The following is a 26,420-nucleotide window of genomic DNA, read 5'->3' as shown; positions in this document are numbered from 1 at the left end:
TGAAGATGATCATCAACGATCCCGGCGTTGTCGCCGAAGTCCAGGCGGTGTTCCATCGCTACGAGACCGCCCTGCTCGCGAACGACCTGCAAGGGCTCGACGCCTTCTTCTGGACCGACTCCAAGGTCGTTCGCTATGGCGTGGCCGAGAACCTGCACGGCATCCATGAAATTCGTGCCTACCGCAGCAAGAGGTCACCTGTGGGCCTGAGCCGCTCCCTGAGCCACACGATCATCACCACGTTCGGGCACGCCAGCGCCACCGCCAGCACCCTCTTCGAACGCGAAGCCCATGCCGGATTCATTGGACGCCAGCAGCAGACCTGGGTCCGATTCGAAACGGGCTGGAAGATCGTCGCGGCCCATGTGAGCCTGATACCCCAACCGGCCGCGAGCTGAGCGCAGGAACCGCATGCCGTACGAACCTGGCTTGATCGATTCAATCCGCCAAGGCGCTGCTACTGCGGCAGACGACCGCTTGCCGGTCACGGTACTGAGCGGCTTCCTCGGCGCGGGCAAGACAACCCTTCTCAACCATCTGCTCGCCTCGCCTCACGGCATGCGTATCGCGGTCATCGTGAACGACATGAGCGAGATCAATGTGGACGCGCACCGTGTTCAGGATGCGGGCGTACTCACCCGGGCCGACTATTCGCTGGTCGAGATGACGAACGGGTGCATCTGTTGCTCGCTGCGCGAGGACCTGCTGCAAGAGGTGGCGCATCTGGCTGCTGACGGACGCTTCGACTACCTGCTGGTCGAATCCACGGGGATCGGCGAACCGCTGCCCATCGCCGAGACATTCACCTTCATGGATGAGGCGGGCCACGTCCTGTCGGATGTCGCCCGCCTGGACACCATGGCGACCGTGGTCGACGGGGTGGATTTCGTGGCGCGTCTGACGTCCGGGCACGCGGGCGAGACCGATCTGCACGCGCTGCTCGTGAACCAGGTCGAATTCGCCGACGTCATCGTCATCAGCAAGGCCGACCTGATCTCCGCGGAGCAGGTGCACGAACTGCAGGCCGTCCTGCGTGGTCTGAACAGCCAGGCACGGATTCTGGTCGCCAGCGAAGGGGCCGTGGCGCCGGCCGATCTGATGAACACGCACCGTTTCGACATCCAGCAGGCGGCCTCGGCGGCAGGCTGGCTTGCCAGGATGCGCGGCGAGCCTCACACCGAGCAGGATGCATATGGCGTCTCCTCGTTCGTGTACAGCTCCCGCATCCCCTTTCATCCAGCAAGGTTTGCCTCGTTCCTCGAGACCTATGGCAGTGACCCCCGCCTGCTGCGCGCCAAGGGCTATCTGTGGCTTGCACACCGGGTGACCGAGATCGGCGTTCTCTCGAAGGCCGGCGGCTCACCCATGTGCTGCGAGTGGTCTGGACGCTGGTGGCAGTTCGTTGATGAGCCTGCGTGGCCCAGCGACCCAGACCAGCGTGCATTCATTCGAAGCCGATGGTCGGAGGACGTCGGCGACTGCCGCCAGGAGCTGGTGTTCATCGGCCAGGGCATCGACAGGCAGGCGATCACCACTGCGCTCGGCGCCTGCCGGCTCGAAGACGACGAGATCGCTCAGGGCGCAGACACCTGGGCTGGGTACGACACGACTGAACCACTGAAAGGAGAACTCCGTGTACTTCAATAACGAAAAGGAAAGAACGCTGGCGTTGCGCGATGCATTGCTCGCCAAGGGGCTGCATGCCCAGGCAGAGGTAGATGCCACGGAGCAGGGATTCGAATCATGGACTCCCGACAACGGTGCGGCCGTGGTTGCGAGGGCGTGGTGCGATCCCGACTTTCGGGAGCGCCTCCTGAGCAATACGCTGGCGGCAGCGAACGAGGTCGTTCAGCCGGTCCCGTTCGGCGACTGGGATGCGGTCGCACTGGAGAACACGCACAAGGTCCACAACGTGCTGGTCTGCACTCTGTGCTCGTGCACGATCAAATCCCTCATCGGCCAGCCGCCCGTCTGGTACAAGAGCCTGGCCTATCGCGCTCGCTTGGTGCGCGAGCCCCGGGCCGTCCTGCGGGAGTTTGGCCTCGAACTAGATCGGGATGTCGAGATCAAGGTCTGGGACATCACGGCCGAAACTGGCTACATGGTGATCCCGCAGCGTCCCTCGGGCACAGAGGCTTGGAGTGAACGTGAACTGGCATCGATCGTTACCAAGAAGTGCTTGATCGGTGTGGCGCAGCCAGATGTTCATTCGGTGGTCCGCGATGAGCGGCGCGCCACGTCGCTATCGGAGGTCCAGCATGCCTGATGTCCACGACCTAGGCGGAGCCTCTGGCTTCGGAGCCATTCCCGGTATTGAAGGGGACTTCGAATACGACGAACGGTGGGAATGGACCTTGATGGCGGTGCTGCGGCTGGGGGTCAAAAAGGGCTGGTATCGCACCGACGCCTACCGCCATGCCGTTGAACGGCTACCGAACGAGTTCTATCTCCACAACGCCTACTTCGACAGGATGCTGAGCGGGGTCACCCGCGCGCACATCGAGGCAGGCATCGTCACCGAGGACGAGATCAAGGCGCACCTGGAAGACCACGTCACGATCCCCGCGGTCAAGGCGATGGGGCCGGGGCATTCAGGTCCGGCGCCGACCCAGACCGTCCGCCTCCAGCCGGGCGACAGCGTGCGTGTTCGTTCGCCATTGCCGGATGGCCATGTGCGCGCTCCGGCGTATGTCCGAGGACACATCGGCACGATCCTGCATTGCGGACGTCACGCTCTCGCATTTCCAGGCGAGGCGGGACATCGGATGGATGCCACCTCGGAGTTCACCTACCGTGTGGAATTCGATCGCCGATCGCTTTGGAGCGATGCGCTGGACGACGGGGCCGTGGTCGTCGATCTATCGGAAAGCTATCTCGAGTTGGCCGAGTTGCAGACGCAAAGAAGGGTCTAAGCCGTCGTTCACGTATGTGCTAGTTGACCACGATCTTCTTCGCCTGCGTGCCTTGAGCGCCTGCGAAGCCTTCTGAATTCGCATGAGGTGCGCAAGCGCAAGCAGGACGCGCAACTCGGCCCGTTGAACAGGAACCAAGAATGGCGACAGAGGAAGACCGGGATTCGTCACATGCGTCGGCCTCTCCCCTGGGCGTCCGCCAGTGGACAACTGCCGACGTGCCGCCGCCAGAAAGGCTCGACTACTGGCTCCATGCAATTTGCCAAGGCCTGGACGAGCACGAGGTGACCAGCGCGGCGGGCACGGATTTCCACGCGACGCTCGAGTCGGCCGGTTGCGGCCAGATCATGGTGAACACAGTTGAAAGTACGCCCCAAGATGTCCACCGGACGAAAGCGGCGATTTCGCGAAGCGACGAAAGCCGCTTCTACCTTCGCTGCACGCTCGATGCCCCATGGGCAGCTGCGCAGAACAATGGCGTTTCACGACTGATGCCTGGCGACTGCATGCTGTTCGACTCCAAGCAGCCCTACGAGATGCACTTCGAAAGCGCAGCGAACCTCATCACGCTGCGGCTGCCCGTTGATTGGATCGAGTCCTGGCTGACGGATCCGCAGGCGCAATGTGGCTTGCGAATCGACGCGGCAGGCGGATGGGGTCAGCCGTTGAGCAGCTTCGTTCAGCAATTGACGCCTCAGGTGGCCACAAGGCCGCCTTTGCCGACCAAGCTCCTGACCGACCAACTCGGCTCCTTGCTGGCACTAGGAACCAACGACTTCGCCGGCCATGCAAATGAGAGCTCACGAACCATGGATGCGTTCATCCGCAAGGCAACGGAGCGCCTGCACCAACGCTATGCCGAGCACGGGTTAACGGCTCAGGCGATCGCCAAGGATCTCTTCATCTCGGAACGCACCTTGCATCGCTACTTCGCACGCAGTGGCGCCACGTTCCTGCAGCACCTGATCAGGCATCGCATGACGGTTGCCGAACGCATGCTGCGAGATCCCCGGTTCGACCGCATCACGGTGTCGGAAGTAGGGCGGCGAATCGGGCTCGCGGACACCTCGCATTTCATTCGGCAGTGCCGCGCAACGCTAGGCATGACACCAGCAGCACTGAGAAGCGCGCGATAGGGACGTTGACATCCTCAACGACCGCAGCCGCTTGCCGGTATCCCTGGGAGAGCAAAGCGCTGCGAGGAGCGTGAGGGCCACGGTGCCGGACGGCCCCCCTCTTTACGCTGCCTTAGGGGTGAAGATGCCCAGGGTGAGGGAGCGGTACGCCTGTTCCGAGCTTGATCGGCGAGCGTTCAGTATCGGCTGAATGTCGTCAGTCGGGGAATATCGAAGCTGATTGCTGCCGTCGGTCGCAGCCGTGAAGATGGCGGCCGCAACTTTTTCGACTGCGTCAGGATCGGCGCTGCTTCCCATTCCCTCATACAACGTCCCGATACTCCGCAGAAACGGCGCGTAGTCTTCGATAGGCTGCTGTCTGCCGCTCTCTGCGCCTGTGCGCTGCATGAAGTTGGTTCTCGTTGCGCCTCCAGGTTCGACGATCTTGACCTTGATCCCGATCGAGTCGAGTTCATAAGACAGTCCCTCGGACCACCCTTCCAGTGCAAACTTCGATGCGCTGTAGATGGAGGCCATCGGAAAGCCGATCGCGCCCGCGCCCGAGCTGACGTTGACGATCATCCCTGACCCCTTGGAGCGGAAGTGAGGAAGGATCGCGCGCACGACATCCATTGCACCGAATACGTTGACGTCGAACTGCGCGTGGATTGCCTCGCGACTAACACCCTCGAAGATCCCAAACAGCCCATAGCCGGCGTTGTTGACCACGACGTCTATGCCGCCGAAGCGCTGGATGCCCTCCTCGATAGCTGACGCGATGGTCTGGCGATCTTGAACGTCCAGGCGTGTGGCGAGCAGGTTCGGCCAAGATCCGAGTTCTGGACCCGCCGCGCTAGGATCGCGCATGGTGGCGACCACGTTCCATCCAACCTTCGCAAAACGGAGCGCTACGGCTTCGCCGAAGCCCGACGAAGCACCCGTGATCAACACCGTCTTCATGTTGGATTCATTCGCTTGCATTGGTGTGCGCGCCGCAGGTTGGATGGCCACATCCGTCATTCCATGACGAGTTGAGGATCAAGCCGCAGAAGTTGAGCCGCTTGTATGTCGGGTCCTTCAGCGCCAGCACGTCGGCCTTGACGTTGCCGAAGGTGGTGTCCGGCTTGAGCATCGTTCCCTTGAAGAACGCGTCGATAATTCCTTCCTTGAATCCGACACCGCGGGGATGTGCAGCTACGATCTGGGCGCGCTGCTCTGCCGTGAACTCATCGTAGGCTATGCCCAGTACGTCCATTTCGACACCGGCAGTCACCAGAGCCACTATGGGCTTCTTGTGCTTGGGGATACCGGGGGTCGTGTGCAAAGCGATGGCATCCCACACTTGGTCAATGTGCGCTTCAGCAATCTGATGCCGCTTCAGGAAATCAGACGCCGCGTTGGCACCATCGACTTCAAAACGCTCGGTCGCAGTGCTGTACGCCGGCATCAGGCCCATGTCGTGAAACATGGCACCGATGTAGAGCATCTCCGCGTCGAAGGTCATCCGGTGTCGTTCGCCAGCCAATGCAGCGAAGAAGAACACGCGCTTGGAATGGTGAAACAACAATTCGGTCTCGGTGTCGCGGACCAGCTCGGTCGCTTCGCGTGCTAGTAGACTGTCGGGGACGCGGATCCCCGCGATCAAGGTGGACATGGTGGCTCCTAGGTGATGTCGAGCGGAGCGCTGCGGCATCACCATGGACGCCGACAGCCTGATCTCCGACATCGAGTCTAGAAGTCCCTTCGCCCGACGGATGGTCAGATCACGCCAACATTAGTGGTGGATACCGCCATCGCGGCAGCAGGTCGTCGACCTCGAGTCGTGTCCAGATACTTGGCGACGGACGAACGAGCACCTGCAGGCAACGCGACTCAAGGAGCCCGCTGCCACCCGCCGCGTGTCACCCCGCAAGGCCCACTGCCCGCATCAACAGTTTGAGCACCCATGCCAGCGCCCCGGTGGCGGCCACTCCGGCCATCCAGAAGGCAGCGAGCCAGGCCAACCGGCGGCCCCACACGCGAACCATCGGCATGCGATCGCCCTGCATCAGTGGAAGTCCTCGCCGACTCGAACCTTGCCGCGGAACACCCAATACGAGAAGGCGGTGTACATCAGGATCACAGGGATGATCGACAGTGCGCCGACGAGGGCGAAGCCGAGGCTCTGAGGCGGCCCGGCCGCCTCCCAGATCGAGACGTCCGGCGGAATGATGGAAGGCCACAGGCTGATGCCGAGACCGCTGTAGCCGAGGAAAACCAGCGCCAGTGTGAGGACGAACGGCGAGGCTTGACGGTCGCTTTCAAGATCCCGTAGCAGACGATGGCTGGCCAGCAACACGAGCATCGGCACCGGCGCGAACAGCAGCAGGTTGGGCAAGCTGAACCAGCGCGCCGCTATGGCCTCGTGGGCGAGAGGTGTCCAGATGCTGATCACCCCGATCACGGCCAGCAGCACCCAGGCCAATCGGCGGGCGAGCGCACGCATGCGCTCGTGCAGTTCGCCGTCGGTCTTCATGATCAGCCAGGTGGCGCCTAGAAGCGCATACACCGCGATGAGGCCGACGCCGGTGAACAGCGAAAAAGGCGTCAGCCAGTCGAACGCCGCGCCGGCGTAGTTGCCGTCGGCGATCCGGATGCCGTCGATGTAGGCGCCGAGCGTCACGCCCTGGAAGAACGTGGCGGTCACCGATCCGCCCACGAAGGCCTTGTCCCAGAGCCGGCGCTTGCCTGGTGCCGCCTTGAAGCGGAACTCGAAGGCGACGCCGCGAAAGATCAGGCCGACCAGCATCAGGATCAGGGGCAGGTAGAAGGCGCTCAGGATCACGGCGTAGGCCAAGGGGAACGCGGCCATCAGGCCGGCGCCGCCAAGTACCAGCCAGGTCTCGTTGCCGTCCCACACCGGCGCAACCGTGTTCATCATCACGTCGCGATCGTCCTTGGCGTCGAAGAACGGATACAGGATTCCGATGCCGAGGTCGAACCCGTCCATCACGACGTACATCATGATGCCGAACAGGATGATCACGGCCCACAGCAATGGCAGGTCAATGCCCATGGCGCACCTCGCGGGACAGGTCGATCGAGGCGGTGGCGCCAGCAGCCGAAAGCGGGCGCATCGGCTGGCGCGGCTGCCCCGGCCCTCCATCAAGCGGATGCTCACCCTCGTCGACGGCCGGACCGTCTGCAATCAGGCGCAAGCCGTAGAGGGTGCCCGCTCCGAAAACGAAGAGATAGGCCACGACGAAGATCGCCATGGTGACTGCCATCTGCCCCGCGGTGTGACGCGGCGAGACGGCGTCCGCGGTGCGCATCAGGCCATAGATGATCCAGGGCTGACGCCCGATCTCGGTGGTGTACCAGCCCGCCAGGATCGCCACCAGCCCCGAGGGGCCCATCACCGCAGCGAAGCGCAGGAAGGCGGTGGAATCGAGGAGGCGCTGCCGCCAGCGCAGCCATGCCGCCCACAGCCCCAGCACGATCATCAGAACGCCGAGACCGACCATCACGCGAAAAGTCCAGAACACCACCGTCGCGTTGGGCCGGTCCGCCGCCGGAAAGTTCTTCAGCGCCGGGATGTCTCCATCCCACGAGTGCGTGAGCAGCAAGCTGCCGGCGCGCGGGATCTCGACGGCGAATCGCGTGACTTCCGCAGCCATGTCCGGCCAGCCGAAGAGGATGAGCGGCACGCCCTCACCGGGCCTGTTCTCCCAGTGGCCTTCGATGGCCGCGATCTTGGCCGGCTGATGCTTGAGCGTGTTGAGCCCGTGCTGGTCGCCTATCAGTGCCTGCACCGGCGCGGCGATGAGGATCATCCAGAGCGCCATCGAGAACATGACGCGGACGGGCTCGGTGTTGCGGCCGCGCAGCAGGTGCCAGGCCGCGCTGGCGCTCACCATCAGTGCAGTGGCCAGGAACGCCGATACCACCATGTGGGCGAGGCGATAAGGAAACGACGGATTCCAGATGACGCGCAGCCAGTCGACCGGCACGACGCGGCCATCGATGATCTCGTGGCCCTGTGGCGTCTGCATCCAGCTGTTGGATGCAAGTATCCATGTGGCCGAGATCAGCGTCCCGACCGCGACGGCTACCGTCGACATGAAGTGCAGGCCCGGCCCGACGCGCTTCATGCCGAACAGCATCACCCCCAGGAAGCCCGCCTCGAGAAAGAAGGCCGTCAGCACCTCGTAGGCCAGCAAGGGGCCGGTCACTCCGCCGGCGAAGCGCGAGAAGTTACTCCAGTTGGTTCCGAACTGATAGGCCATCACCAGCCCAGACACCACACCCATCCCGAACGCCACTGCGAACACCTTGGACCAGAAATGATAGAGGTCCATGTACACGGGGCGACGGGTCTTGAGCCACAGTCCTTCGAGCACGGCGAGATAACTCGCCAAACCGATCGTGAGTGCCGGGAAGACGATGTGGAAGGAGATCGTGAACCCGAACTGGATGCGTGCGAGAAGGAGGGCGTCCATCAGCACGCTCCGCCTGGAAGGAACTGCCAGGCCGCAGGGGCCTGCATCGATGGCGACGTCATGCAGCGACTATCGCGCTTCGGGGACGCCGCGAACAGATTCAGATCGCGGAGAGTTTTGCGTATCAGTTCGCCGGCATCGGCTTCGTATCTGTTGGCTGGGTCGCCTAGAACAGGGTGCATCTGTGCGAAAGCGAGCATGCAAAGTTCTGCAGCAGGCTACCTGCTCCTATTGGCCCGAAATGCGTGAAGCGCTTCGAGGCCAGTGCGCCGCAATCGTCCCGCCTCCTGGCGAAAGAGGGTTTCGTCATCCCAACGCAATGAATCGGTCGAGCCTTGCGGCGTTCAGCGTGGCCCCTTGATCCAAGTCCAGCATCGCGACCGGCATGGATCCACAGAGTGATGCATGCGGCGTCGCAAACCAATGCGTCATCTCCCAACCATCCATGAAGCGGGAGAGTTCACCAAAGACTAGATGCGCTCCCCTAGTCATTTCCATCGTCTCGTGATCAAACTGGAACATCGGGAGCCAGAGATTCGCATGCCAGTGAAAGCTGATCAGCTGATCTGCAGCGACTCGCCGCGCCAGGTTCGATATCCCGTCGTGCTGACGTCGCGCGAATCGGGCGCCGATCTCCTCTCCCGTGGCGAGGCCACCGGATTCTCGAAACGCTGGAAGCATCGAGACAAATGCGCTGTCTCTCGCATCCAGCGAGACATGTCTTTTGAACCGGGGTGCCGGCTGAAAGAGCCTCGACGTCTGGCCGAAAGGCAACGCTGAGCTCTCTTGGGTGTGGGGCTTCAGCATCGCGCCCTACACACGTCAGTCGAACCATTGCTGACTTCACAGGAACGCTGCAGCTCGCCGCCTTGGCGGTGGCGCATCGACGGTCTCGAGAAGGAGGTGCGAGCGCAGTACAGCGAGCAGCCCGAGCTACGAGGTGCGAATGGCCCGGGATGAACGATGCAGTTCGCTGATTCTTGAAATGACATTGAGGCTCCAGAAACGCTTACTTAGAAGACCGGGTTGCTACACCGACTTGTCCACCAGCGTCGCGTGCCAACCCGTTGGCATCGAGAACGCTCTGCAGCATCATTTCCCGCCGTAGTTGTCACCGTAGGTAGGAAGCTGACCCGCCTTGTTCAACCGTGCGACCTGATCACGGTTCGTCCTCTGGGCCGTCGTGCGTTCTGCGCGCGAAAGCTTGACGCTTGCTACAGGCTTTGGGTCACCCTCGCCGGGCTTGAAGCTTCGAGCGGCCTCGATGCCACCGGGTCTGCGCGCGGCACTGGCTGCAACGCGATCGGCCTTGTCGACTCTCGCGCGGGCGGCGGGTTTGGGGTTGCCCTCTCCAGGAGCGAATGTGCGGGCCGCTTCGATGCCCTGCGCCAATCGCTGCGCCTTGGCTGTGGCCACGTCCACAGGTACAGGTTGCGCGAATGCGGCAGAGGCAAGGATCAGCGGGGCCAGGAGGGAAAAGGGGCGATTGAATGGCTTCATGTGAACTCTGTAAGTGATGCTGAATGTGAAACTGACGATGCAAGAAAGTCACTTGATCGAGCAGGAGATGCGAGCAAGGGCTTTGATGGAATCAAGTGACCGTCAATCGAATGTAGGCACCACGGACGTGCGCGAGTGGCCGCGTTGTGCCAACCTGAAAGGTGAATCCGGCCAGCGACGCTGGGACTGCGAGAGGCAGAAAACCTGGAGGTCGCGAGTGACTAGGCTGAGCGCGACTGTCGAATGGTCGCGGGTGTCACGCCCAGGCCGGTACGGCACTGACGGATGAAGTGGGACGTGTCAGCAAGCCCGACGCGGCGTCCGATCTCCGAAACGCTGATACGGTCGAAGCGCGGGTCGCGCAGCATGGCTTCGGCAACGCCCATGCGTTTCTTCATGAGGTGCTGCTGAAACGTGGCCCCGCTCCGCGCGAAATACCGGTGTAAGGTACGCTCAGAGACGTGCAGCTCTTGGGCAATCGCCTGAGCCGTCAGGCCAAACTCTCCGTGTCGCCGCTGAACGCATTCGACGGCCTTTCGGATGAATGCACTGACCCCCCGGTCCTGCAGCCCCTGATCTGGTACGAGGTCGTGGGTGCCGAGCGACAGCAGTGAGCCGAGTTGGTCGGTCATCAGGGCGGATGGAAGGGGTGGCGCCGCCGCCATCTCGGGTGTGAGCTGTCGAACGAAGTTGCTGAGTGGCTGACCCCAGCCGTTCGTCGCATCGATCCGAAGTCCGCACTGTCCCTCAGGATCGGCGAGCCAGGCCTCGACCCAGTCCACCGGAAGCTTCAGCGTGATGACATCCGCCGAGCCGGCGAAGTGCAGCTCGTAGGGCTGCTTGGAGTCGAAGAGCATGCAGTCGCCTGGCAGCAGCCGTGACACGCCATGCTTCTGCCCTGCAGCCCAGGGGGCATCGAGCTTGCACAGGAGATAAAAGCAACTGTCGGCGCTCCGCGAGATGGCTGTTCGGGTCCGGAAGACGTCCTGCGCGCTGCCCACGACCTGGTTGACGAGAACCTGGCCACAATGCGCCGATTCAAGCGACGCACCGAAGGCGGTCACCATGGAGCTGCTGGCTTCCAGTTCCTCGAAGCCTTCGCAGATCGCGCCGACCCAGTAGTCCAGCCGCTGCGACTGGGGAACGTCGTCGGTGGACCACTTGCGCACCCCCGATTCAGAAATCGTCGGGCCCAGCGTCCGTTCCGCTTCTCGATCAGTCATCTGGAGCAATCGAACCGACTAGCGGTAGAGCTTCGCCGCCGTCTCGGCCACGCGCCTGCCCTGGTACCTCGCGCCTTCCAGATCGACGGTCGTCGGCTGGCGCGAGCCATCGCCACCCGCAATCGTGGTAGCGCCATACGGGGACCCGCCATGGGCCAGTTCGAGCCCCATCTGGCCCGCGAAACCGTAGTCGAGCCCGACGATGACCATGCCGAAGTGCAGCATGTTCGTAATGATCGAGAAGATCGTCATCTCCTGGCCGCCGTGCTGGGTCGCGGTCGAGGTGAATGCGGCGCCGACCTTTCCATGCAGCGCGCCGCGTGCCCACAACCCTCCGGCTTGATCGAGGAACGCCGCCATTTGCGAGGTCATCCGACCGAATCGCGTCCCGGTCCCGATGATGATCGCGTCATAGTGTTCGAGGTCCGACACCTGTGCGATCGGCGCAGTTTGGTTCAGCTTGTAGTGCGCCGCCTTGGCGACCTCGTCCGACACGATTTCGGGAACGCGCTTGATGTCGACGCTCGCCCCTGCCGCGCGCGCTCCCTCGGCAACGGCATTTGCCATCGTCTCGATGTGACCGTAGGCCGAGTAGTAAAGGATCAGAACTCTTGTCATGGGAACTCCGTGTGAAGAATGCAATGGAAGGCGACGCTCATTCCGAGATCTTGACGAAGCCGTCCTGGACCAGCTGCGTCGTCCTTGCCATGGCATCGGTGTTGACCCGGATCCCGGGCAGAAGGTCGTCGTTGATCCATCGATGCGCCTTGGCGGTCGCGCCGCAAAGCTCCATCGACACGCCACGCTGCTGCAGATCCCGGATCAGTTCCTTGTAGGGATTGCCTGTCGCGATGTTCCGATCGATGTCGTAGGCGTCGTCGTTCAGCGTCACGTGGCCGGCATTCGTGTGGAAGACAGCGATGACTTGCGCCTGCGCGTCCCAGTCGTCAATGTCGTTCTTGAGGAGTCGGAGATGGAACATCGATGCCGGGAGATCGCCCTCGAAGGCCAGGGCGCCTACGCTGAAGACGTTCTTCACCGTGGCCAGCTTGACGGGGATATCGATATGAAGAGATCTTTCTGGATGAGTCATGGCAATGCTGCCTTCTTTGGTGTTGGATTTGATGTGTCGACCCGCGTCATTGGCGGACGGCTCGGCAGCCGGTTCAGACGCCCGTGTAGACCAGCAGAATGAAGAAGGCAGGATCGATGACGTAGTCCCCGTACTTCGCATCGAACTTCGCGGTCGGCTTCTGCGCCACGATCTCGGCCAGCGACTTGCCTTGCTTCTTCAAGGTCGAGATGTTCCTGCGGATGGCCACGAGCATGTCCCGATACTCACGCAGCTGCGTGCGATCGCCCACCGGTCCGTGGCCGGGGATGATGATGGTGTTCTCGGTTCCCTGCTTGAGGCCCACGTTCGCCAGTCGGATCATCCCGTCGATGCTGCCGCCGGCGCCGTAGTCGATGAAGGGGTAGTGGCCGTTCCAGAAAATGTCGCCGAGCTGCAGCACATCGGCCTTCTTGAAGTAGACAATGGTGTCGCCATCGCTGTGCCCACTGCCGTGATTGGTCAGCACGACGGTTTCGTCGGCGAACTTGATCGTCTTCTGCTTCGTATATGTGACCGTCGGCATCGCACCTGGTGCCACCGGCGGAAATGTGTAGCCCCATTCGATCACGCGGGTGCGATCCATCAGGCGCTTGAGCACGTTTTCGTGCGCGATGATCGTCGCACCCTCGCCGTGAACCCATTCATTGCCGTCGGTGTGATCCCAGTGCCAATGCGTGTTGATGAGGAACTTCGGAGGAAGCGGGCTGATGCCATCCAATGCCGCCTTCAGGCGCGGCTTCGACACGGCGATGCCGGCATCCACCAAAAGCTTGCCCTCGGGCTCTGAGAGGACGCCGATGTTCCCGCCGGAGCCCATCAGGACACTGACGTTGCCTCGCAGCGCCTGGACGGTGATCTTTGCCGTGGCCGCGTCTTCGTTGATGGCCAGGACAGGGCTCGTGACTTCCGCGCTCACGAGAAATGGGATCGACATCGCGACGCCTACGGCGCATGCCGCCAGGGTTCGAAGCGTGACCGAGAGGTAGTTTGCTGTAATAGTCATTGGGATTTCTCTGGGGTTTGAATCGCGAACGGGCGATGGCCATGCGCCATCCGCCCTGCGACGCCTTGGCATGTCGGGCCAAGGCATCGCGTGCCGGGCTACGTCCGGATGAAGGCCAGGATGTCTTCGTTGATGATGTCGGCGTGCGTCGTCGCCATGCCATGCGGAAGGCCCGGATAGGTCTTGAGCGTGCCGTTCTTGAGCAACTTCGCAGCGACACGCGACGTGGTGGCGAGCGGGGCGACCTGGTCATCTTCGCCGTGCATCACCAGCACGGGCTGCGTGATCTTCTTGAGGTCGGCCGTGAAGTCGGTCTCCGAGAACGCGGTGATGCACTCGTACTGCGCCTTGATGTCGCCGACCATCGCCTGGCGGAACCAGTTGTCTGAGACGGCCGTCGACACCTTCGCGCCGGGGCGGTTGTAACCGTAGAACGATCCCGTGGAGAGATCGCGGTAGAACTGGGCACGGTTGGCCAGAACCGCGGCACGGATGCCGTTGACCACCTCGAGCGGCACGCCGTCGGGGTTGGAGGCCGACTTCTGAAAGGTCGGCGGGATGGCGCCGATAGTCACGGCCTTGGCGACCCGGCCGCCGCCGCCATAGCGCGCCACGTAGCGGATGACCTCGCCGCCGCCGGTCGAGTGGCCTATGTGGATAGCGTTGCGAAGGCCCAGGTGCTCGGTGACGGCGGCAACATCGGCTGCATAGGTGTCCATGTCGTTGCCCGTGGCGCTCGGGCTGGAGCGGCCATGGCCGCGGCGATCGTGGGCGACCACGCGATAGCCCTTCGACGAGAAGAACATCATCTGGGTGTCCCAGTCGTCCCCGCTGAGCGGCCAACCGTGGTGGAACACGATCGGCTGACCGGTGCCCCATTCCTTGTAGAAGATCTGGGTACCGTCCTTGGTGCTGATGGTGTTCTGTGTCATGGCGTGAATGGGTTTGGTGGGGGTTGGAGTGGCGGCTTCGGAGGATCCGATGGTCGCGAGGGTGCCCGCGAGCACGGCAGCGCCGCTTGCGAGCAGGTCGCGGCGTTGAGGATTCAGGGGCAGTGAGGGTTGAGACATGGCTTCCTTGGGTTGAGGTTGGGAGTGAAGATGCGTGCCCCGCGTGACAAGGGAGTCATGCGTTGGGTGTCGATCGACTGTAGGTACTGGGGATGCGCGCGAGTGGCCGCGTCGTGCCAACCTTGAAGGTGGATTCCGCCAACACCGCATCGGTTTGCGCACTCAGAAGTTGCGCCCGCGAGTTGCGCAGAGGCCTTGCGTCCGCGCAAGTCATGCCATACCACCAGCAGGAAGCCGCCGACCAGCCCCCAATGCTCGAAGAAGGCATTGGCCACCATGAAGCGCTCGGGCATGGCCATTTCCCAGAAGCGGTTCGCCACAAAAGTGGCCATCAGTGTGAAGCCCGCGAGACCGAGTGCACCGAGCCAGCGGTAGAAGCCGGTGAGGATCATCAGGGCCGCGCCGAACTCGAACACGATCACCGCCGCGGCCATGGGCCCGGCCGGCGCAAGGCCGAAGTGCTTCATCTCGGCGATGGCCGACTGAAAGTCGATCGCCTTGTTGAAGGCGCCCTGGAGGTAGGCGGCGCACAGGAAAAGCAGTGCAAGCCAGTGCACGGCGCGGGTGGTGAAGAGACGGCGAACGCTGCCCATCATCACACCGCCCAGCAGGCGCAACCGAGCGCGCCCCAGAAGCTTTTCAGGTCGGCAATGGGGAGCTTGCTGCTCCAGGCCGTGGCGTGCTGATGACCGTGGACATTGCAGTCGTTGGCGCAGGCGCAGTCGGCCGCCATGCGGCGCATCGTGGCCTGCAAGGGCCTGCCTTCCTTGTCGCCCCAAGCCCCGTAGCCACCAAAGCTTCGAACCGGCGACCAGTCCGGCATGGCCGGCGGTGGCGTGCCTTCGTCCAGGGCCTTGAAGGGCCCGGCGCCATAGACCACCTTGCCGCCCACCATCGTGAGCAGCGCCGTGGTGTCGGCGATGTCGGACTCGGGGCAGGCGAAGAAGTCCCGATCGAGCACCACCAGGTCGGCGAGTTGGCCGGCCTCGATTCGGCCCTTCTTGGCGACCTCGTTTGAAAACCAGGTCACGTTCTCGGTCCACATGCGCAGGGCGGCTTCGCGGCCCAGGCAGTTGCGCTGCGGCGTCAACTGCAGCCCGCCCACGGTCTTTCCGGTGACCAGCCAGGAGAGGGACACCCACGGGTTGTACGAGGCCACGCGCGTGGCGTCGGTGCCGGCCGAGACCTTCACGCCCTTCTCCAGCATGCGCTTGACCGGCGGCGTGGCCTCTGCGGCCGCGGCACCATAGCGCTCTACGAAGAACTCGCCTTGGTAGGCCATCCGGTGCTGCACCGCGATGCCACCGCCCAGCGCCGCAATGCGGTCGATCGACTTCTCGGAGATGGTCTCGCAGTGGTCGAAGAACCAGTTCAGGCCCGACAGCGGCGTGTCGCGGTCGACCTTCTCGAAGACGTCGAGCGCGCGCTCGATGGTCTCGTCGTAGGTGGCGTGCAGACGCCAGGGCCATTTGTTCTGAACGAGCACGCGCACCACTTCCTCCAGCTCGCCCTCCATCTCGGGAGCCATGTCGGGCCGGGGCTGCCGGAAGTCCTCGAAATCGGCGGCGGAGAAGACCAGCATCTCGCCCGCACCGTTGTGGCGGAAGTAGTCGTCGCCCTGCTTGTACTTCGAGGTGGCGGTCCAGTTCAGGAAATCCTGCTTCTCCTGCTTGGGCTTTTGCGTGAACAGGTTGTAGGCAAGGCGGATGGTGAGCTGGCCGGCGTCGGCCAGCTGCTGGATGACCTGGTAGTCCTCGGGGAAGTTCTGGAAGCCGCCGCCCGCGTCGATGGCACCTGTGACGCCGAGGCGGTTGAGCTCACGCATGAAGTGCCGGGTGGAATTGATCTGGTACTCGAAGGGCAGCTTGGGCCCCTTGGCCAGCGTGGCGTAGAGGATGCTTGCATTGGGCTTGGCCAGCAGCAGGCCGGTAGGGTTGCCGGCGGCATCGCGCATGATCTCGCCGCCCGGCGGCGCAGGTGTTTCCTTGGTGTAGCCCACGGCGCGCAGGGCCGCGCCATTGAGCAGGGCCCGGTCGTACAGGTGCAGCAGGAACACCGGCGTGTCGGGCGCGACGGCATTCAGCTCGTCGATGGTGGGCAGGCGTCTCTCTGTGAACTGGTGCTCGGTGAAACCGCCGACCACGCGCACCCACTGCGGCGCCGGCGTGATCGCGACCTGCCACTTGAGCATGCCCATGGCGTCGGCCAGGCTGCGCACGCCATCCCAGCGAAGCTCCAGGTTGAAGTTGAGGCCGCCGCGGATGATGTGCAGGTGGTTGTCGATGAGGCCGGGCAGCACCGGGCGGCCCTTCAGGTCGAGCACGCGGGTGGCTGGGCCGGCCAGCGGCAGCACGTCTGCGTCGCTGCCGACACGGCTGAATCGGCCATCCGCTACGGCGACCGCTGTGGCCACAGGGTTCGCGCGGTCCAGCGTCGTGACGCGGCCGTTGTGCAGGATCAGCGAGGGTGCTTCAAACACGTCTCTCCTCCCCCTTGTCGGACGCGTCGGTGACCGGCAGCGCCGCTTCCATGGCGCACTCGGGCAGGCGCCCGAACATGTGCGGTTTGACCTGCTGGTGCAGCCAGGAGCTCGATGCCGGACCGCGGTCGAACAGGCGTTTGGCGAGCGGCGGCAGCTGCTCGCCGGCGAGAATGCCCAGCAGCCCGACCAAGGCGATGATCGGCGGTGCCGGCGAGCGCACGCTGAAGAGCGCATAGACGACGCCGACCAACACGCCGAGCGCCAACGAAACGAGGTACGGCTTCATCCGGGGCTGCTCGCTTCAGCCTTCGTGGGCAGCGAACATCGACCTGGCGTAGATGATGCCGAGTCCGTAGGCGCCGCCGAACCGCTTGGCGATTCCGGTGGTGACGCCGTAACTGTCGGTGCGCGCCCAGTCGCGCTGCAACTCGAGCAGGTACTGCAGCGAGGTCAAGGGCTGAGCGCCCGCCTGAACCATCCGCTCCATCGCGCGGGTGTGGGCTTCGGCTGATACATCGCCGCAGGCATCGGCAATCACATAGACCTGGAAGCCCTGTGCAATGGCCGACAGGGCCGGGCCGACGATGCATACGCTGGTCCATAGGCCCGACAACACGATGCGCGGCTTGCCGATGTCGTTGATTTGCTGGATGACGGCCGCGTCCTCCCAGCTGTTCATGGAGGTGCGATCGAGCATGCCGTGGTCGGGAAAGGCGCACTTGATCTCGTCAAACATCGGTCCGGAGAAGCTCTTCTCGGCCACTGTCGTGAGGATGGTCGACACGCCGAAGCCGGCCGCAGCGTTGGCGACCAGCGCCGCGTTGTTGCGCAGCGTGATGGCGTCGATCGAGTGCGTGGAAAAGGCCATCTGCGGCTGCAGGTCGATCATCAGCAGGGTGTGATCCCTCGGGCTGAGCAGCTTGGCGCTCGGGACAGGCGAGGCGGTGACGGGCATGAGAATTCCTTTGAAGTGAAATTAAAAAAGCAAGAACCTGGCGGGAGGAGAACGGTGCGACACGCGGGCCGTTCAAAAGATGAGCGATGCAGCCTTCAATCGCATGACGTCCAGGGCCTGGGCGACGCCGCCGCCGTAGTCCACGTCCGCCTTCGCACAGTTGGCGACGTGGCGCTGCTGCACCGCTTCGCTGACGCCGCTGAGCGCGCGCGCCGTGTTGTCGAACAAGACCTGCTGTTGAGCCTGCGTCATCCCCCGGAACAGGACCCCGGGTTGTTCGTAGTGATCTTCATCCAACCGGTGGTCCCAGTGACCCGCCCCGCCTTCCAACGCCAGCATCGGCTCGCGAAAGTCGGGCTCCTCTTCCCATTCGCCGAGCGAATTGGGCGCATAGGCGACGGTGCCGCCATGGTTGCCGTCAACGCGCATCGCACCATCGCGATGGAAGCTATTGACCGGGCACCGCGGCGCGTTGACCGGGATCTGGTGATGATTCACCCCCAGGCGGTAGTGCGCCGCATTGGTGTATGCGAAGAGCCGTGCCTGCAACATCCGGTCGGGCGAGAAGCCGATGCCGGGAACGATGGTCGAGGGCGAGAAGGCCGCCTGCTCGACTTCCGCGAACACGTTCTCGGGGTTGCGATTCAGCTCGAAGACGCCGACCTCGATCAGCGGAAACTCCGCATGGGACCAGATCTTGGTCAGGTCGAACGGATTGACCGGGTGCCGGCGGGCATTGGCCTCCGACATCAGCTGCACGAACATCGTCCAGCGCGGAAACTCCTTGCGCTCGATGCTCTCGAAGAGGTCGCGGTGATGACTTTCACGGTCCCTGCCGACCAAGAGTTCAGCCTCGGCATCCGTCAGGTTCCGGATGCCTTGCTGGGTCTTCATGGTGAACTTCACCCAAGTGCGCTCGTTGTCGGCGTTGACGAGGCTGTAGGTATGGCTCCCGAAGCCGTGCATGTGGCGAAAGCTCGCGGGAATGCCGCGCTCGCTCATCACGATCGTCACCTGATGCAATGCCTCCGGAAGCAGGGACCAGAAATCCCAGTTGCTCTGCGCGCTGCGCAGGCCGGTGCGCGGGTCGCGCTTGATCGCGTGGTTGAGGTCCGGAAAGCGCAGTGGGTCGCGAAAGAAAAAGACCGGCGTGTTGTTTCCGACCAGATCCCAGTTGCCTTCATCGGTATAGAACTTTAGGGCGAAGCCGCGCAGGTCCCGCTCCGCATCCGCTGCGCCCCGCTCGCCGGCCACGGTGGAGAAGCGCGCAAACATCGGCGTACTCTTGCCGACGTGCGCGAAGATGCTTGCCTTGGTGAAAGGGGTGATGTCACCGGTGACAGTGAAGGTCCCATGCGCACCGGCACCCTTGGCATGCATTCGACGCTCGGGTATTACCTCGCGGTTGAAGCTCTGAAGTTTTTCGAGCAGCCAGACATCCTGCAGCAGAACGGGTCCTCTCGGCCCGGCGGTCTGCGTGTTGAAGTTATCCTGGACGGGTGCGCCCTGCGCGGTGGTGAGTTGCTTCATCGGAAGCGCCGAGCCGGAGCGGTGTTGCGTGGAGACATACATTCCTTTGGTTGTTGCCCCCTACTCTAGGAATCTGATATCCGCTCGAACTGTCGCTTTGCGCCAAGCTTGCAGGCCGATACTGCCAACGCCAACCATGCTTGCATTCGTCGAAGACGGGCGGCGATGCAAGATGCCGCGCGTTCTTGTCCACCAGCCCTCAACCGGCTCGTCGGATTGCTGCGAGAGTCTGACCCAGGCTGGTCCGACACTGCCGAATGAAATGGGAGGTATCTGCGAGCCCGACGCGACGCGCAACTTCGGAGACCGTGATGCGGTCGAAGCGCGAATCCCGCAACACGCGCTCGGCCACTGCCATGCGATGCCTGATCAAGTCCTGCAGGGATGTGGCCCCACTGCGTGCGAAGCAACGATGCAGTGTTCGCTCCGAGATGTAGAGGTCCTTTGCGATCGCCTGCGCCGTCAATCTCTGTTAGGCGTAACGCTGGTGCAGACATTCCGTGGCCTTGCGGATGAATGCATCCATGGTCCGGACGCTCTCGTATTCATGGCCCGCAAAGTCGTTGGTTCTAAGTGCCAGCAGGGAGCCGAGCTGGTCGGTCATGAGCTTGGCCGGCGACGGAGGTTGTGTGGCCACCTGCGGCCAACGCGTGGCGTCCAGAGTCACCGCGGCCCCCAACTCGACTATTAATATACTAACGGACAACCACTCACACTAAAGAACAACTGCCAAGCAAGCTAAGCGTCAGCATCTTCCGCGCTTCCGCGCTTCCGTTAGTATATTCTTATGCCTACAACCATCCCGCTGTTCGAGGAGCATCCAGCGCCCGCGGGTCTACGCGATGCCTTCGAAGCTTGGCTCACCGACCAGCGCGCGATCGGCTCGCTTCGCCAAACCGGGTCCATCGACGTGTATCGCGAAATGTGGCGCGGCTTCATGGGCTGGTGCCTGGCCCAATCGCCAGCAGTCACGCTGGATTCGCTCAACGTGCAAGACCTACAGGCCTTTCAGGCAGCCCGCTTCGGCATGAAGAGCCCGGACCTTTCGCTCTCGCCCCGGCACGCCCTTCGCCTGTTGCGCCTGATCGAACGGGTGCGGCATCACCGCGCAGCGCAGTCCGACGCACCGTTAAACACAGCAGTCTCGGATTGGCTCGCCGAGAACCCGCATGTCCGCTATTCCGAGGCTGCCAGCGGCGATCCGTTGCCAGAGTTTCTTTCCGTGTCGGAGGCCAAGCACCTGATCGCGTTTCTCTCAAACGCGCGCCCTCGCCCGGGCGCAGCCGCTCGCCGCCATGCGCACGTGGCGTTCACCTGGCAGGAGCTTCGCAATCGCGTTGCGGTGGCCCTGCACCTGGGCGGCGGCCTCACGCCTGCAGAGGTGCGCGCGCTGACCTTGGATTCCCCAATCTCGAGAGGCGGTCGCGTGCGCGACCTGCCTTGGAAAATTTCGATTGCTTCCAACGGAGATCAATCGGCGCGCGAGACGCCGATCGCGCCGTGGGCGAGCGAGCTCTTGAAGCATTGGATTCAGGTTCGCTTGGAGCGGGAGATTCCAGGCGAGATGCTCTTGCCGTCGACGGCGACCGGCAAGCCTTGGAGCAAGCAATCGCACTACTCGGCCACACGGAATTTGCTGGCAGAAGCTGGTCTCGACAGCAATGAAGGCGGAACCTTCAAGCTACGGCATACGTTCGCAATGCGGCAATTGCGGCGCGGCACGTCTCCTGAGGAAGTGGCGCGATGGATGGGGGTTGAAGTCGCGGTGATGGATCGATACACGCTCGTCCTAAGCGGCCCGATGGACGCTGCTTGAACTCCAACTTTTGCGTCTCCAGTGCTCTGGAAGCTATTTGAGACGCCAGTGCAATGTGTCAGACTTCAGGCCGTTTTCATCTTCGATTCATTATTTTTTCACCTGAGATGGCAGAATCGCGCCCATAGGGTCGTCGAACTCTTTCAATCTCAACTGAATCAAGGCAAGCAATGGCACAAACATACAAGCAGATCCAAAAGCAGATCGAGCAGCTCCAACGTCAGGCGGAGACCTTACGAACCAGCGAAATCAAGGGCGTCGTCGAGCGCATCAAAGTCGCAATCGCGCACTATGGCTTGACGGCAGCGCATCTGGGGCTTGCAGCCGCATCGCCCAAATCCGCTGGCAAGCGCTCGGCGAAGGCATCGACACAGTTCAGCGATGGCGCCGGCAACAGCTGGTCGGGCCGTGGTCCACGACCCCGTTGGTTGCGCGAAGCGCTGGCCGCAGGTCGCTCGATCGAAGAGTTCCGCTCGGGCGCCACTCCCAAGTCGAGTCTTGCCTTGTCCATGGAAATGGCTCAGGAGTCCGCATCCACTAAGAAGTCGGTCAAGAAAAAGACCAAGCGCGCGCCTTCAAAGGTCAACTACACCGACGGCGCTGGCAATTCGTGGACCGGCCGAGGACCGAAGCCCGGATGGTTGAAGGCAGCGCTGGACAGTGGCAAGACGCTGCAGGATTTCGTGAAGCAGGCCTGACGCCACGCCCAGGGCGCCCCCGACTCGGGGGCTTATTGCTGAGATTTGCCGCGTCGAAGGCGGTCTCCGGTCGTAGCCCCACGCACGTGAGGTGCGGCCACAGCCCCTGTCGGGTTAGAGGCCACAGGGCACGGGTGATCGCGGTGAACCGAACGAGCCATTCAGACCGATCCGCGCGAGGTGCCCTCCATGAGGGGCGCACGACCCGCGAAACTCTTGAGTGATCGGATCAACGCCGATAGGGCTTGCCGCGGCGATCCATCGCAGCTTTTCCGAGCCAACCATACGTGTCGATTCCTACTGCCGCAGGCAGGGCCGCGGTCCACATACCGTCGTCTCGCATCTCAGGAGGTAGAAGGTGGCGGTCCAGAGGTGCGGAATGCCGCCATCTTCTACCCTCCCCATCGATCCACGCCGTCAGCGCCGCTGCATTCAAAGGGCGCCCGGAAACGAGGCACCGAGCGACATCCCCGACAGCCTGGTGATACCCGCGTCGATAGGCGGCCTCAGTGTTGCGATCGGCGGGGCCGAGGTCGACGTCCGCCTGATCGGTCTCCAACAACGGTTCAAGTGACATTCAGACCTGACGGCAAAGGCTGCGATATTCATTGGTCGTCACCGAGTCGGCAAGAGGCAGAAGAAGAGATCTGGTCGCGAACTGTCTCGCGCTTGTCGCGGAAAAGGTCAACCCGGCAGTGCATGAGCTCTGACTAGAAGTCCCGATCGAACGCGCTTCCTCGTGGACCATCGGCCTTGACCGCACGCATTGCCAGGTCCAACGGACCTTCCGCACGAGGAGGTCTCCGGCTAGGCAGACTCCGGCCGAATCTTCGCCAGCAAACACGAGCAGAACCTGGGACCACCAGAGCCGTTTCTTCAATCACTTGGGATAGGTGGAACGAGAACCGCGGTAGTCCCCGCGCAGCATCTCCTCCACGGCTTTCTCCGATGCTCTGAAGACCAAGCGCACATCGCGCAACCGGCTGACCACGCCAGCTATCAGCTTTCCGCCGCCCTCGCGGTCGCAATCTTTTTCTGTGGAAGAGCGAAGGCCGAGGTTCGTCCTTCAGATCGCGCACTCCCCTGTTCGGTCGTCATGGGAGTCCGAACTTGAACGAATTGACGAATCCGAGGCCAATCGTTGCGGCCGGTTTGCATCATGAGCACCTTTTCAGCGACGTGGCCAAGAAGGTTCCTACATCCAATTTTTGACCAGAACGATAACCTCATGCAATTCCGAATCAGCGCGTTGAACGAGTCGTCTGCATGACACGTTTGAGCCGGTCTCGGATTCAAACATCGGAGGATTCTTGCGTTCGGCAGTCAGTATTTCGAGTATCCATGAACCGGTGCGCGGTCGCATCCGATCGCGGCGCCAGAAAGGTGCACACGCTTTCCTGGCCTCATTGATCAGAGTTGGTTCAGTTGTAGCCACACTGATTGTGAGCAGCCCAAGTTGGGCTCAGGATCTGGAGAGTCTCGCAGAGGACGCCGTCACTCAACTTGCGGCGTCGCACTCGGTCCAGACGAGATTTGCTCTGGAGCGACCCGCCAACGATCGCTTCGGAAGGTCGTTGGTGGCTCGATTGAGAAGCGCTGGCTATGCGGTTCAAGACAAGCAAGGCGGTGGCTCTCTCGCCCTCGACTATCTCGTCGATCAACCCACGAACGACCTCTACCGTGTCACCGTGAGCGTCGATGGGAAGGTCCTCACTCATCTCGCAAAGCAGCGCAGCACGGGGACCGGCGAGCACCCCGGCGGAGCAAGGAGGATCACTGCCGGCGCTGGAACGCTGGGTCGTGCTCAAGCTGAAGAGACCACGCGCGGCCACGCCTTCGAGGTGTCGCCTTCGGACGCTCGCCTCATTTCGGTATTAGTGCGCTGGGCGCAGCAGGCCGGACTGACTCCCGTTTTGAACGGTCGACGCGTCACGGCGGAGACGCTCGCACATGAGTCATACACCGATCTTCCCCTGACCCGCGAGGCGCGCGCCTCGGCCGGCAGCTCGGTCGACCAGGCGACTTCGTCGATCCTGCGGACCTACGCAACCTACCGCACGGGCATCGAGGTCAGCGCCGTCCGGCGTGCACCGCACTTCCTGGCGATTACCACCAAGCAGCGGTCGCCTGACGCGCCCGTGGTCATGGCGGCCGCGGCCATACCTCCCACGTCGCTGCAACCTACCGCCGCGCCGCAGATACCCTCACTGCAGCCGGCAACTCGAAAGCCAGAACACACCGCTGCGCCACGCCCTGCACCAGCAACCCCGTCATCGCAGTTGCCTCCGGCCAATCGATTCGTGGCGGCGGCACCGCCGCCGCAGGCAGGCCGTGCGGAGCAGGAAGCTCGGGGACCATCAGTGGCCGTTCAGCCCGCGTGGGACACCTCAGCGAGGAGGGCGGCGGGCGCCTTGGAAGGCGTGTGGACCGTCGGCCAAAGCCAGTCGCTGCGCGCCGTTGTCGAGAGCTGGGCATCCACGGCGGGTTTCCGCGTCAGGTGGGACAGCCGGCACGACTACCCCGTGACCGACGCGGTCAGGGCGGGCGTTTATCCCGGCACGTTCAAGGCCGCACTCGCGCGCTTGGCAAGCGCCTTTGGCGAATTTGAAGTTCCGCTAAGTATGAGGTTTGACAACACCAATCAGGGGAGACCAGTCCTTCAAGTATTCGACATGTAGCACTCTCACAGCTATCAAAAAATAGACAACAAAAGCCTGTCACACAACTATTTCAAATCAAGGCAATGACTCTCTCTTTCCAGAAAACCATCCTCGCCGCTACGACGGCATTGGTCTGCCAACTTGCAAGCGCAGACCTGCCCACGACCTACGGGCCGGGCGCGAGCGGCAATCTCAACAGTACCGCCGTAGGCGCCGGGGCAAGCGCTTCCGGCTCGAACTCGATGGCACTTGGCCACCACGCCACCGCGACGGGCGGTGGCTCGGTCGCAGTCGGCACATGTGCGAACACCGACTGCCCAACCCTCGGACGCTACACCCAACTTCCGAGCGGAGAAAACAGCACCGCGCTGGGCTCACAGACCAGGACGTCCGGCGCAGGATCGAGCGCCATCGGCTTCGGTGCGGCTTCGTCACACACGAACTCCGTAGCGCTTGGCAGTTTCTCGCAGACCACCCGCGACAACAGCGTCGAGGTTGGCGGTCGGCAGATGACTGGGCTTGCCGCCGGGACCGAAGGTAGCGATGCCGTCAACCTCGACCAACTCAATAGTGCCTCAGCCGACACGCTGAACCGAGCCAATCAGTATGCCGACGCGTTGAACTCCGACGCGCTGAATCAGGCAGCGCAGTACACCGACACCAAGCTGGGCGACACCTACACGTACATCGACAACAAGGCGGCAGAGAGCAACGCCTATACCGACGAGAAGACGAAGTACTTCAAGGCCAACTCGACCGGTGCCGACGCGGTCGCGACCGGCACCGATTCGCTTGCCATGGGGCCAGGCGCCGTCGTGAGCGGAAGCAATGCGATCGCGGGTGGCGTGAACTCGGAAGCCATGGGCAACGACAGCGTGGTGTTCGGCGCGAGCGCCAAGGGGCAGGCCCATGGGGCGACTGCGCTTGGCGCCGGCGCCGTCGCAAGCAACGTGGGCGACGTCGCGCTCGGCCAAGGCTCCACCACCAGTGCCGCGGTGGCGACGCGCAGTGCCATGATCAATGGCACCGAATACACCTTCGCCGGCACCGCGCCCGTCAGCACGGTCAGCGTCGGTAGCGAGGGCGCCGAACGCACCATGACGAACGTTGCGGCCGGCCGGCTCGACGCCACCAGCACGGACGCGATCAACGGTAGCCAGCTAAACGCCACGAACCAGGCTGTCACAGCACTAGGCGCGAGCGTCGGCAACCTGGGCTCGGCCACCGCTGGCAATTTCGGTGGTGGCAGCACCTACGACCCGAGCACCGGCGCGATCACAGCCCCGGCCTACACCGTCAACAACGTCGTTTACAACAACGTGGGCAGCGCTCTGGACGCGATCGGCTCCACGATCACTGGCAGCAACACCAGCGGCGCCCCTGGTGCATCCGCCACCGGCAAAGACTCGGTAGCGATCGGCAGCGGCAGCACGGCGGACCGCGACAACACCGTGAGCTTCGGCAGGCCCGGCGCCGAACGGCAGCTCGCCAACGTCGCGCCAGGCACCGAGGGCACCGACGCCACGAACCTGAACCAGGTACGCAGCATGGTGGGCGGAGGCGTCCAGCAGTCCCAGGCGTACACCGACCGCCAGATCGAGCAACTCGACCAGAAGAGCCAGAAGCAGATGTCGGGAATCGGCGCGATGGCGATGGCTGCTGCAGCCCTCGTACCCAACGCACGCGCTGAGGGCAACACGAGCATCAGCATCGGTGCGGGCTCCTACAACGGTGAAGGCGCTATCGCCGCGGGCGTGAACTACTACGCCAGCAACCAGATCCTGCTCAACGCCAAGGTCGGTGTCACCTCGTCTGGACCGGCCAAGGTCGGCTTCGGCGTCGGCGCGACCTTCTCGTTCTGAGC

At 63.0% G+C, this 26,420-nt stretch carries 27 protein-coding genes and 1 pseudogene; 9 read left to right on the top strand and 19 right to left on the bottom strand.

What is annotated here, in order from left to right; translation table 11 throughout:
• Positions 1–5 precede the first annotated feature (5 nt).
• The 5 genes from hpxZ to QTH87_RS21695 all read left to right on the top strand — a co-directional run bounded on the left by hpxZ (position 6) and on the right by QTH87_RS21695 (position 4,048).
• Positions 6–398 (top strand): oxalurate catabolism protein HpxZ, encoded by a 393-nt coding sequence (gene hpxZ, locus QTH87_RS21715; protein WP_286612145.1) that lies wholly within the window; start codon positions 6–8, stop codon positions 396–398.
• Positions 399–429: 31 nt separating this feature from the next.
• A complete protein-coding gene (locus tag QTH87_RS21710; RefSeq protein ID WP_286612144.1) occupies positions 430–1,647 on the top strand; it encodes a GTP-binding protein in 1,218 nt (405 codons plus the stop codon).
• Positions 1,634–2,266, top strand: coding sequence for a nitrile hydratase subunit alpha (locus tag QTH87_RS21705; protein ID WP_286612143.1), 633 nt, complete (start codon positions 1,634–1,636; stop codon positions 2,264–2,266). The genes QTH87_RS21710 and QTH87_RS21705 overlap by 14 nt, the downstream gene beginning before the upstream one ends.
• Positions 2,259–2,912 (top strand): SH3-like domain-containing protein, encoded by a 654-nt coding sequence (locus tag QTH87_RS21700; RefSeq protein WP_286612142.1) that lies wholly within the window; start codon positions 2,259–2,261, stop codon positions 2,910–2,912. Before QTH87_RS21705 ends, QTH87_RS21700 begins: the two co-directional genes overlap by 8 nt.
• A 140-nt stretch (positions 2,913–3,052) precedes the next feature.
• Positions 3,053–4,048, top strand: coding sequence for an AraC-like ligand-binding domain-containing protein (locus QTH87_RS21695; RefSeq protein ID WP_286612141.1), 996 nt, complete (start codon positions 3,053–3,055; stop codon positions 4,046–4,048).
• Between the two features lie 102 nt (positions 4,049–4,150).
• On the opposite strand, the gene QTH87_RS21690 is transcribed toward QTH87_RS21695, so the two are convergent.
• The 19 genes and pseudogenes from QTH87_RS21690 to QTH87_RS21605 all read right to left on the bottom strand — a co-directional run bounded on the left by QTH87_RS21690 (position 4,151) and on the right by QTH87_RS21605 (position 19,986).
• Positions 4,151–4,987: an SDR family oxidoreductase gene (locus QTH87_RS21690; protein WP_286612140.1), complete on the bottom strand. Its 837-nt coding sequence runs from the start codon at positions 4,985–4,987 to the stop codon at positions 4,151–4,153.
• Positions 4,988–4,994: 7 nt separating this feature from the next.
• Entirely contained in the window at positions 4,995–5,681 is a 687-nt protein-coding gene (locus QTH87_RS21685; RefSeq protein ID WP_286612139.1) for an HD domain-containing protein, read from the bottom strand.
• 247 nt (positions 5,682–5,928) lie between these two features.
• Positions 5,929–6,054: a DUF2474 domain-containing protein gene (locus tag QTH87_RS21680; RefSeq protein ID WP_353506163.1), complete on the bottom strand. Its 126-nt coding sequence runs from the start codon at positions 6,052–6,054 to the stop codon at positions 5,929–5,931.
• A 20-nt stretch (positions 6,055–6,074) separates the two neighbouring features.
• Positions 6,075–7,082, bottom strand: coding sequence for a cytochrome d ubiquinol oxidase subunit II (cydB, locus tag QTH87_RS21675; RefSeq protein WP_286612137.1), 1,008 nt, complete (start codon positions 7,080–7,082; stop codon positions 6,075–6,077).
• A complete protein-coding gene (locus QTH87_RS21670; protein WP_444812825.1) occupies positions 7,072–8,505 on the bottom strand; it encodes a cytochrome ubiquinol oxidase subunit I in 1,434 nt (477 codons plus the stop codon). The genes cydB and QTH87_RS21670 overlap by 11 nt, the downstream gene beginning before the upstream one ends.
• A gap of 306 nt (positions 8,506–8,811) precedes the next feature.
• A complete protein-coding gene (locus QTH87_RS21665) occupies positions 8,812–9,312 on the bottom strand; it encodes a hypothetical protein (protein ID WP_286612135.1) in 501 nt (166 codons plus the stop codon).
• Positions 9,313–9,597: 285 nt separating this feature from the next.
• Positions 9,598–10,005 (bottom strand): hypothetical protein, encoded by a 408-nt coding sequence (locus tag QTH87_RS21660; RefSeq protein WP_286612134.1) that lies wholly within the window; start codon positions 10,003–10,005, stop codon positions 9,598–9,600.
• Between the two features lie 221 nt (positions 10,006–10,226).
• Positions 10,227–11,228: a helix-turn-helix domain-containing protein gene (locus tag QTH87_RS21655; RefSeq protein ID WP_286612133.1), complete on the bottom strand. Its 1,002-nt coding sequence runs from the start codon at positions 11,226–11,228 to the stop codon at positions 10,227–10,229.
• An 18-nt stretch (positions 11,229–11,246) separates the two neighbouring features.
• Positions 11,247–11,846 (bottom strand): NAD(P)H:quinone oxidoreductase, encoded by a 600-nt coding sequence (wrbA, locus tag QTH87_RS21650; protein WP_286612132.1) that lies wholly within the window; start codon positions 11,844–11,846, stop codon positions 11,247–11,249.
• Between the two features lie 37 nt (positions 11,847–11,883).
• The gene (locus QTH87_RS21645; protein WP_286612131.1) at positions 11,884–12,321 is read right to left on the bottom strand and encodes a DsrE family protein; all 438 of its coding nucleotides are present in this window, start codon (positions 12,319–12,321) and stop codon (positions 11,884–11,886) included.
• A gap of 73 nt (positions 12,322–12,394) precedes the next feature.
• The gene (locus QTH87_RS21640) at positions 12,395–13,276 is read right to left on the bottom strand and encodes an MBL fold metallo-hydrolase (RefSeq protein WP_286612130.1); all 882 of its coding nucleotides are present in this window, start codon (positions 13,274–13,276) and stop codon (positions 12,395–12,397) included.
• Positions 13,277–13,443: 167 nt separating this feature from the next.
• Positions 13,444–14,277 (bottom strand): alpha/beta fold hydrolase, encoded by an 834-nt coding sequence (locus QTH87_RS21635; protein ID WP_286612129.1) that lies wholly within the window; start codon positions 14,275–14,277, stop codon positions 13,444–13,446.
• A gap of 335 nt (positions 14,278–14,612) precedes the next feature.
• Positions 14,613–15,011, bottom strand: a pseudogene (locus QTH87_RS21630) (DoxX family protein); the annotation flags it as partial.
• On the bottom strand, positions 15,011–16,894 hold the full coding sequence (locus tag QTH87_RS21625; protein WP_286612128.1) for an amidohydrolase: 1,884 nt from the start codon (positions 16,892–16,894) through the stop codon (positions 15,011–15,013). The pseudogene QTH87_RS21630 and the gene QTH87_RS21625, both read right to left, overlap by 1 nt.
• Positions 16,887–17,183 carry a XapX domain-containing protein gene (locus tag QTH87_RS21620; RefSeq protein WP_286612127.1) on the bottom strand — a complete coding sequence of 99 codons (297 nt, stop codon included), beginning with the start codon at positions 17,181–17,183 and terminating at the stop codon, positions 16,887–16,889. Before QTH87_RS21620 ends, QTH87_RS21625 begins: the two co-directional genes overlap by 8 nt.
• Before the next feature lie 15 nt (positions 17,184–17,198).
• Positions 17,199–17,852 (bottom strand): hydrolase, encoded by a 654-nt coding sequence (locus QTH87_RS21615; protein ID WP_286612126.1) that lies wholly within the window; start codon positions 17,850–17,852, stop codon positions 17,199–17,201.
• 72 nt (positions 17,853–17,924) lie between these two features.
• Positions 17,925–19,382 carry a catalase gene (locus QTH87_RS21610; protein ID WP_286612125.1) on the bottom strand — a complete coding sequence of 486 codons (1,458 nt, stop codon included), beginning with the start codon at positions 19,380–19,382 and terminating at the stop codon, positions 17,925–17,927.
• A gap of 199 nt (positions 19,383–19,581) precedes the next feature.
• A complete protein-coding gene (locus QTH87_RS26210; protein ID WP_353506159.1) occupies positions 19,582–19,848 on the bottom strand; it encodes a helix-turn-helix domain-containing protein in 267 nt (88 codons plus the stop codon).
• Between the two features lie 6 nt (positions 19,849–19,854).
• Positions 19,855–19,986: a hypothetical protein gene (locus QTH87_RS21605; protein WP_286612124.1), complete on the bottom strand. Its 132-nt coding sequence runs from the start codon at positions 19,984–19,986 to the stop codon at positions 19,855–19,857.
• A gap of 183 nt (positions 19,987–20,169) precedes the next feature.
• On the opposite strand from QTH87_RS21605, the gene QTH87_RS21600 reads away from it, so the two are divergent.
• The 4 genes from QTH87_RS21600 (at position 20,170) to QTH87_RS21585 (ending at position 26,418) form a co-directional block, all read left to right on the top strand.
• On the top strand, positions 20,170–21,198 hold the full coding sequence (locus tag QTH87_RS21600) for a tyrosine-type recombinase/integrase (RefSeq protein WP_286612123.1): 1,029 nt from the start codon (positions 20,170–20,172) through the stop codon (positions 21,196–21,198).
• Positions 21,199–21,368: 170 nt separating this feature from the next.
• A complete protein-coding gene (locus QTH87_RS21595; RefSeq protein WP_286612122.1) occupies positions 21,369–21,896 on the top strand; it encodes an H-NS family nucleoid-associated regulatory protein in 528 nt (175 codons plus the stop codon).
• A gap of 1,310 nt (positions 21,897–23,206) precedes the next feature.
• A complete protein-coding gene (locus QTH87_RS21590; protein ID WP_286612121.1) occupies positions 23,207–24,574 on the top strand; it encodes a conjugal transfer lipoprotein TrbH in 1,368 nt (455 codons plus the stop codon).
• A 65-nt stretch (positions 24,575–24,639) separates the two neighbouring features.
• Positions 24,640–26,418 (top strand): YadA family autotransporter adhesin, encoded by a 1,779-nt coding sequence (locus tag QTH87_RS21585; RefSeq protein WP_286612120.1) that lies wholly within the window; start codon positions 24,640–24,642, stop codon positions 26,416–26,418.
• Positions 26,419–26,420: the final 2 nt, after the last annotated feature.

The sequence above is a fragment of the Variovorax jilinensis genome (assembly GCF_030316885.1).
GTDB lineage: Bacteria > Pseudomonadota > Gammaproteobacteria > Burkholderiales > Burkholderiaceae_C > Variovorax > Variovorax jilinensis.
Note: the sequence above shows the minus strand (reverse complement) of the source record. Positions and strands in the feature narration are given on the sequence as shown.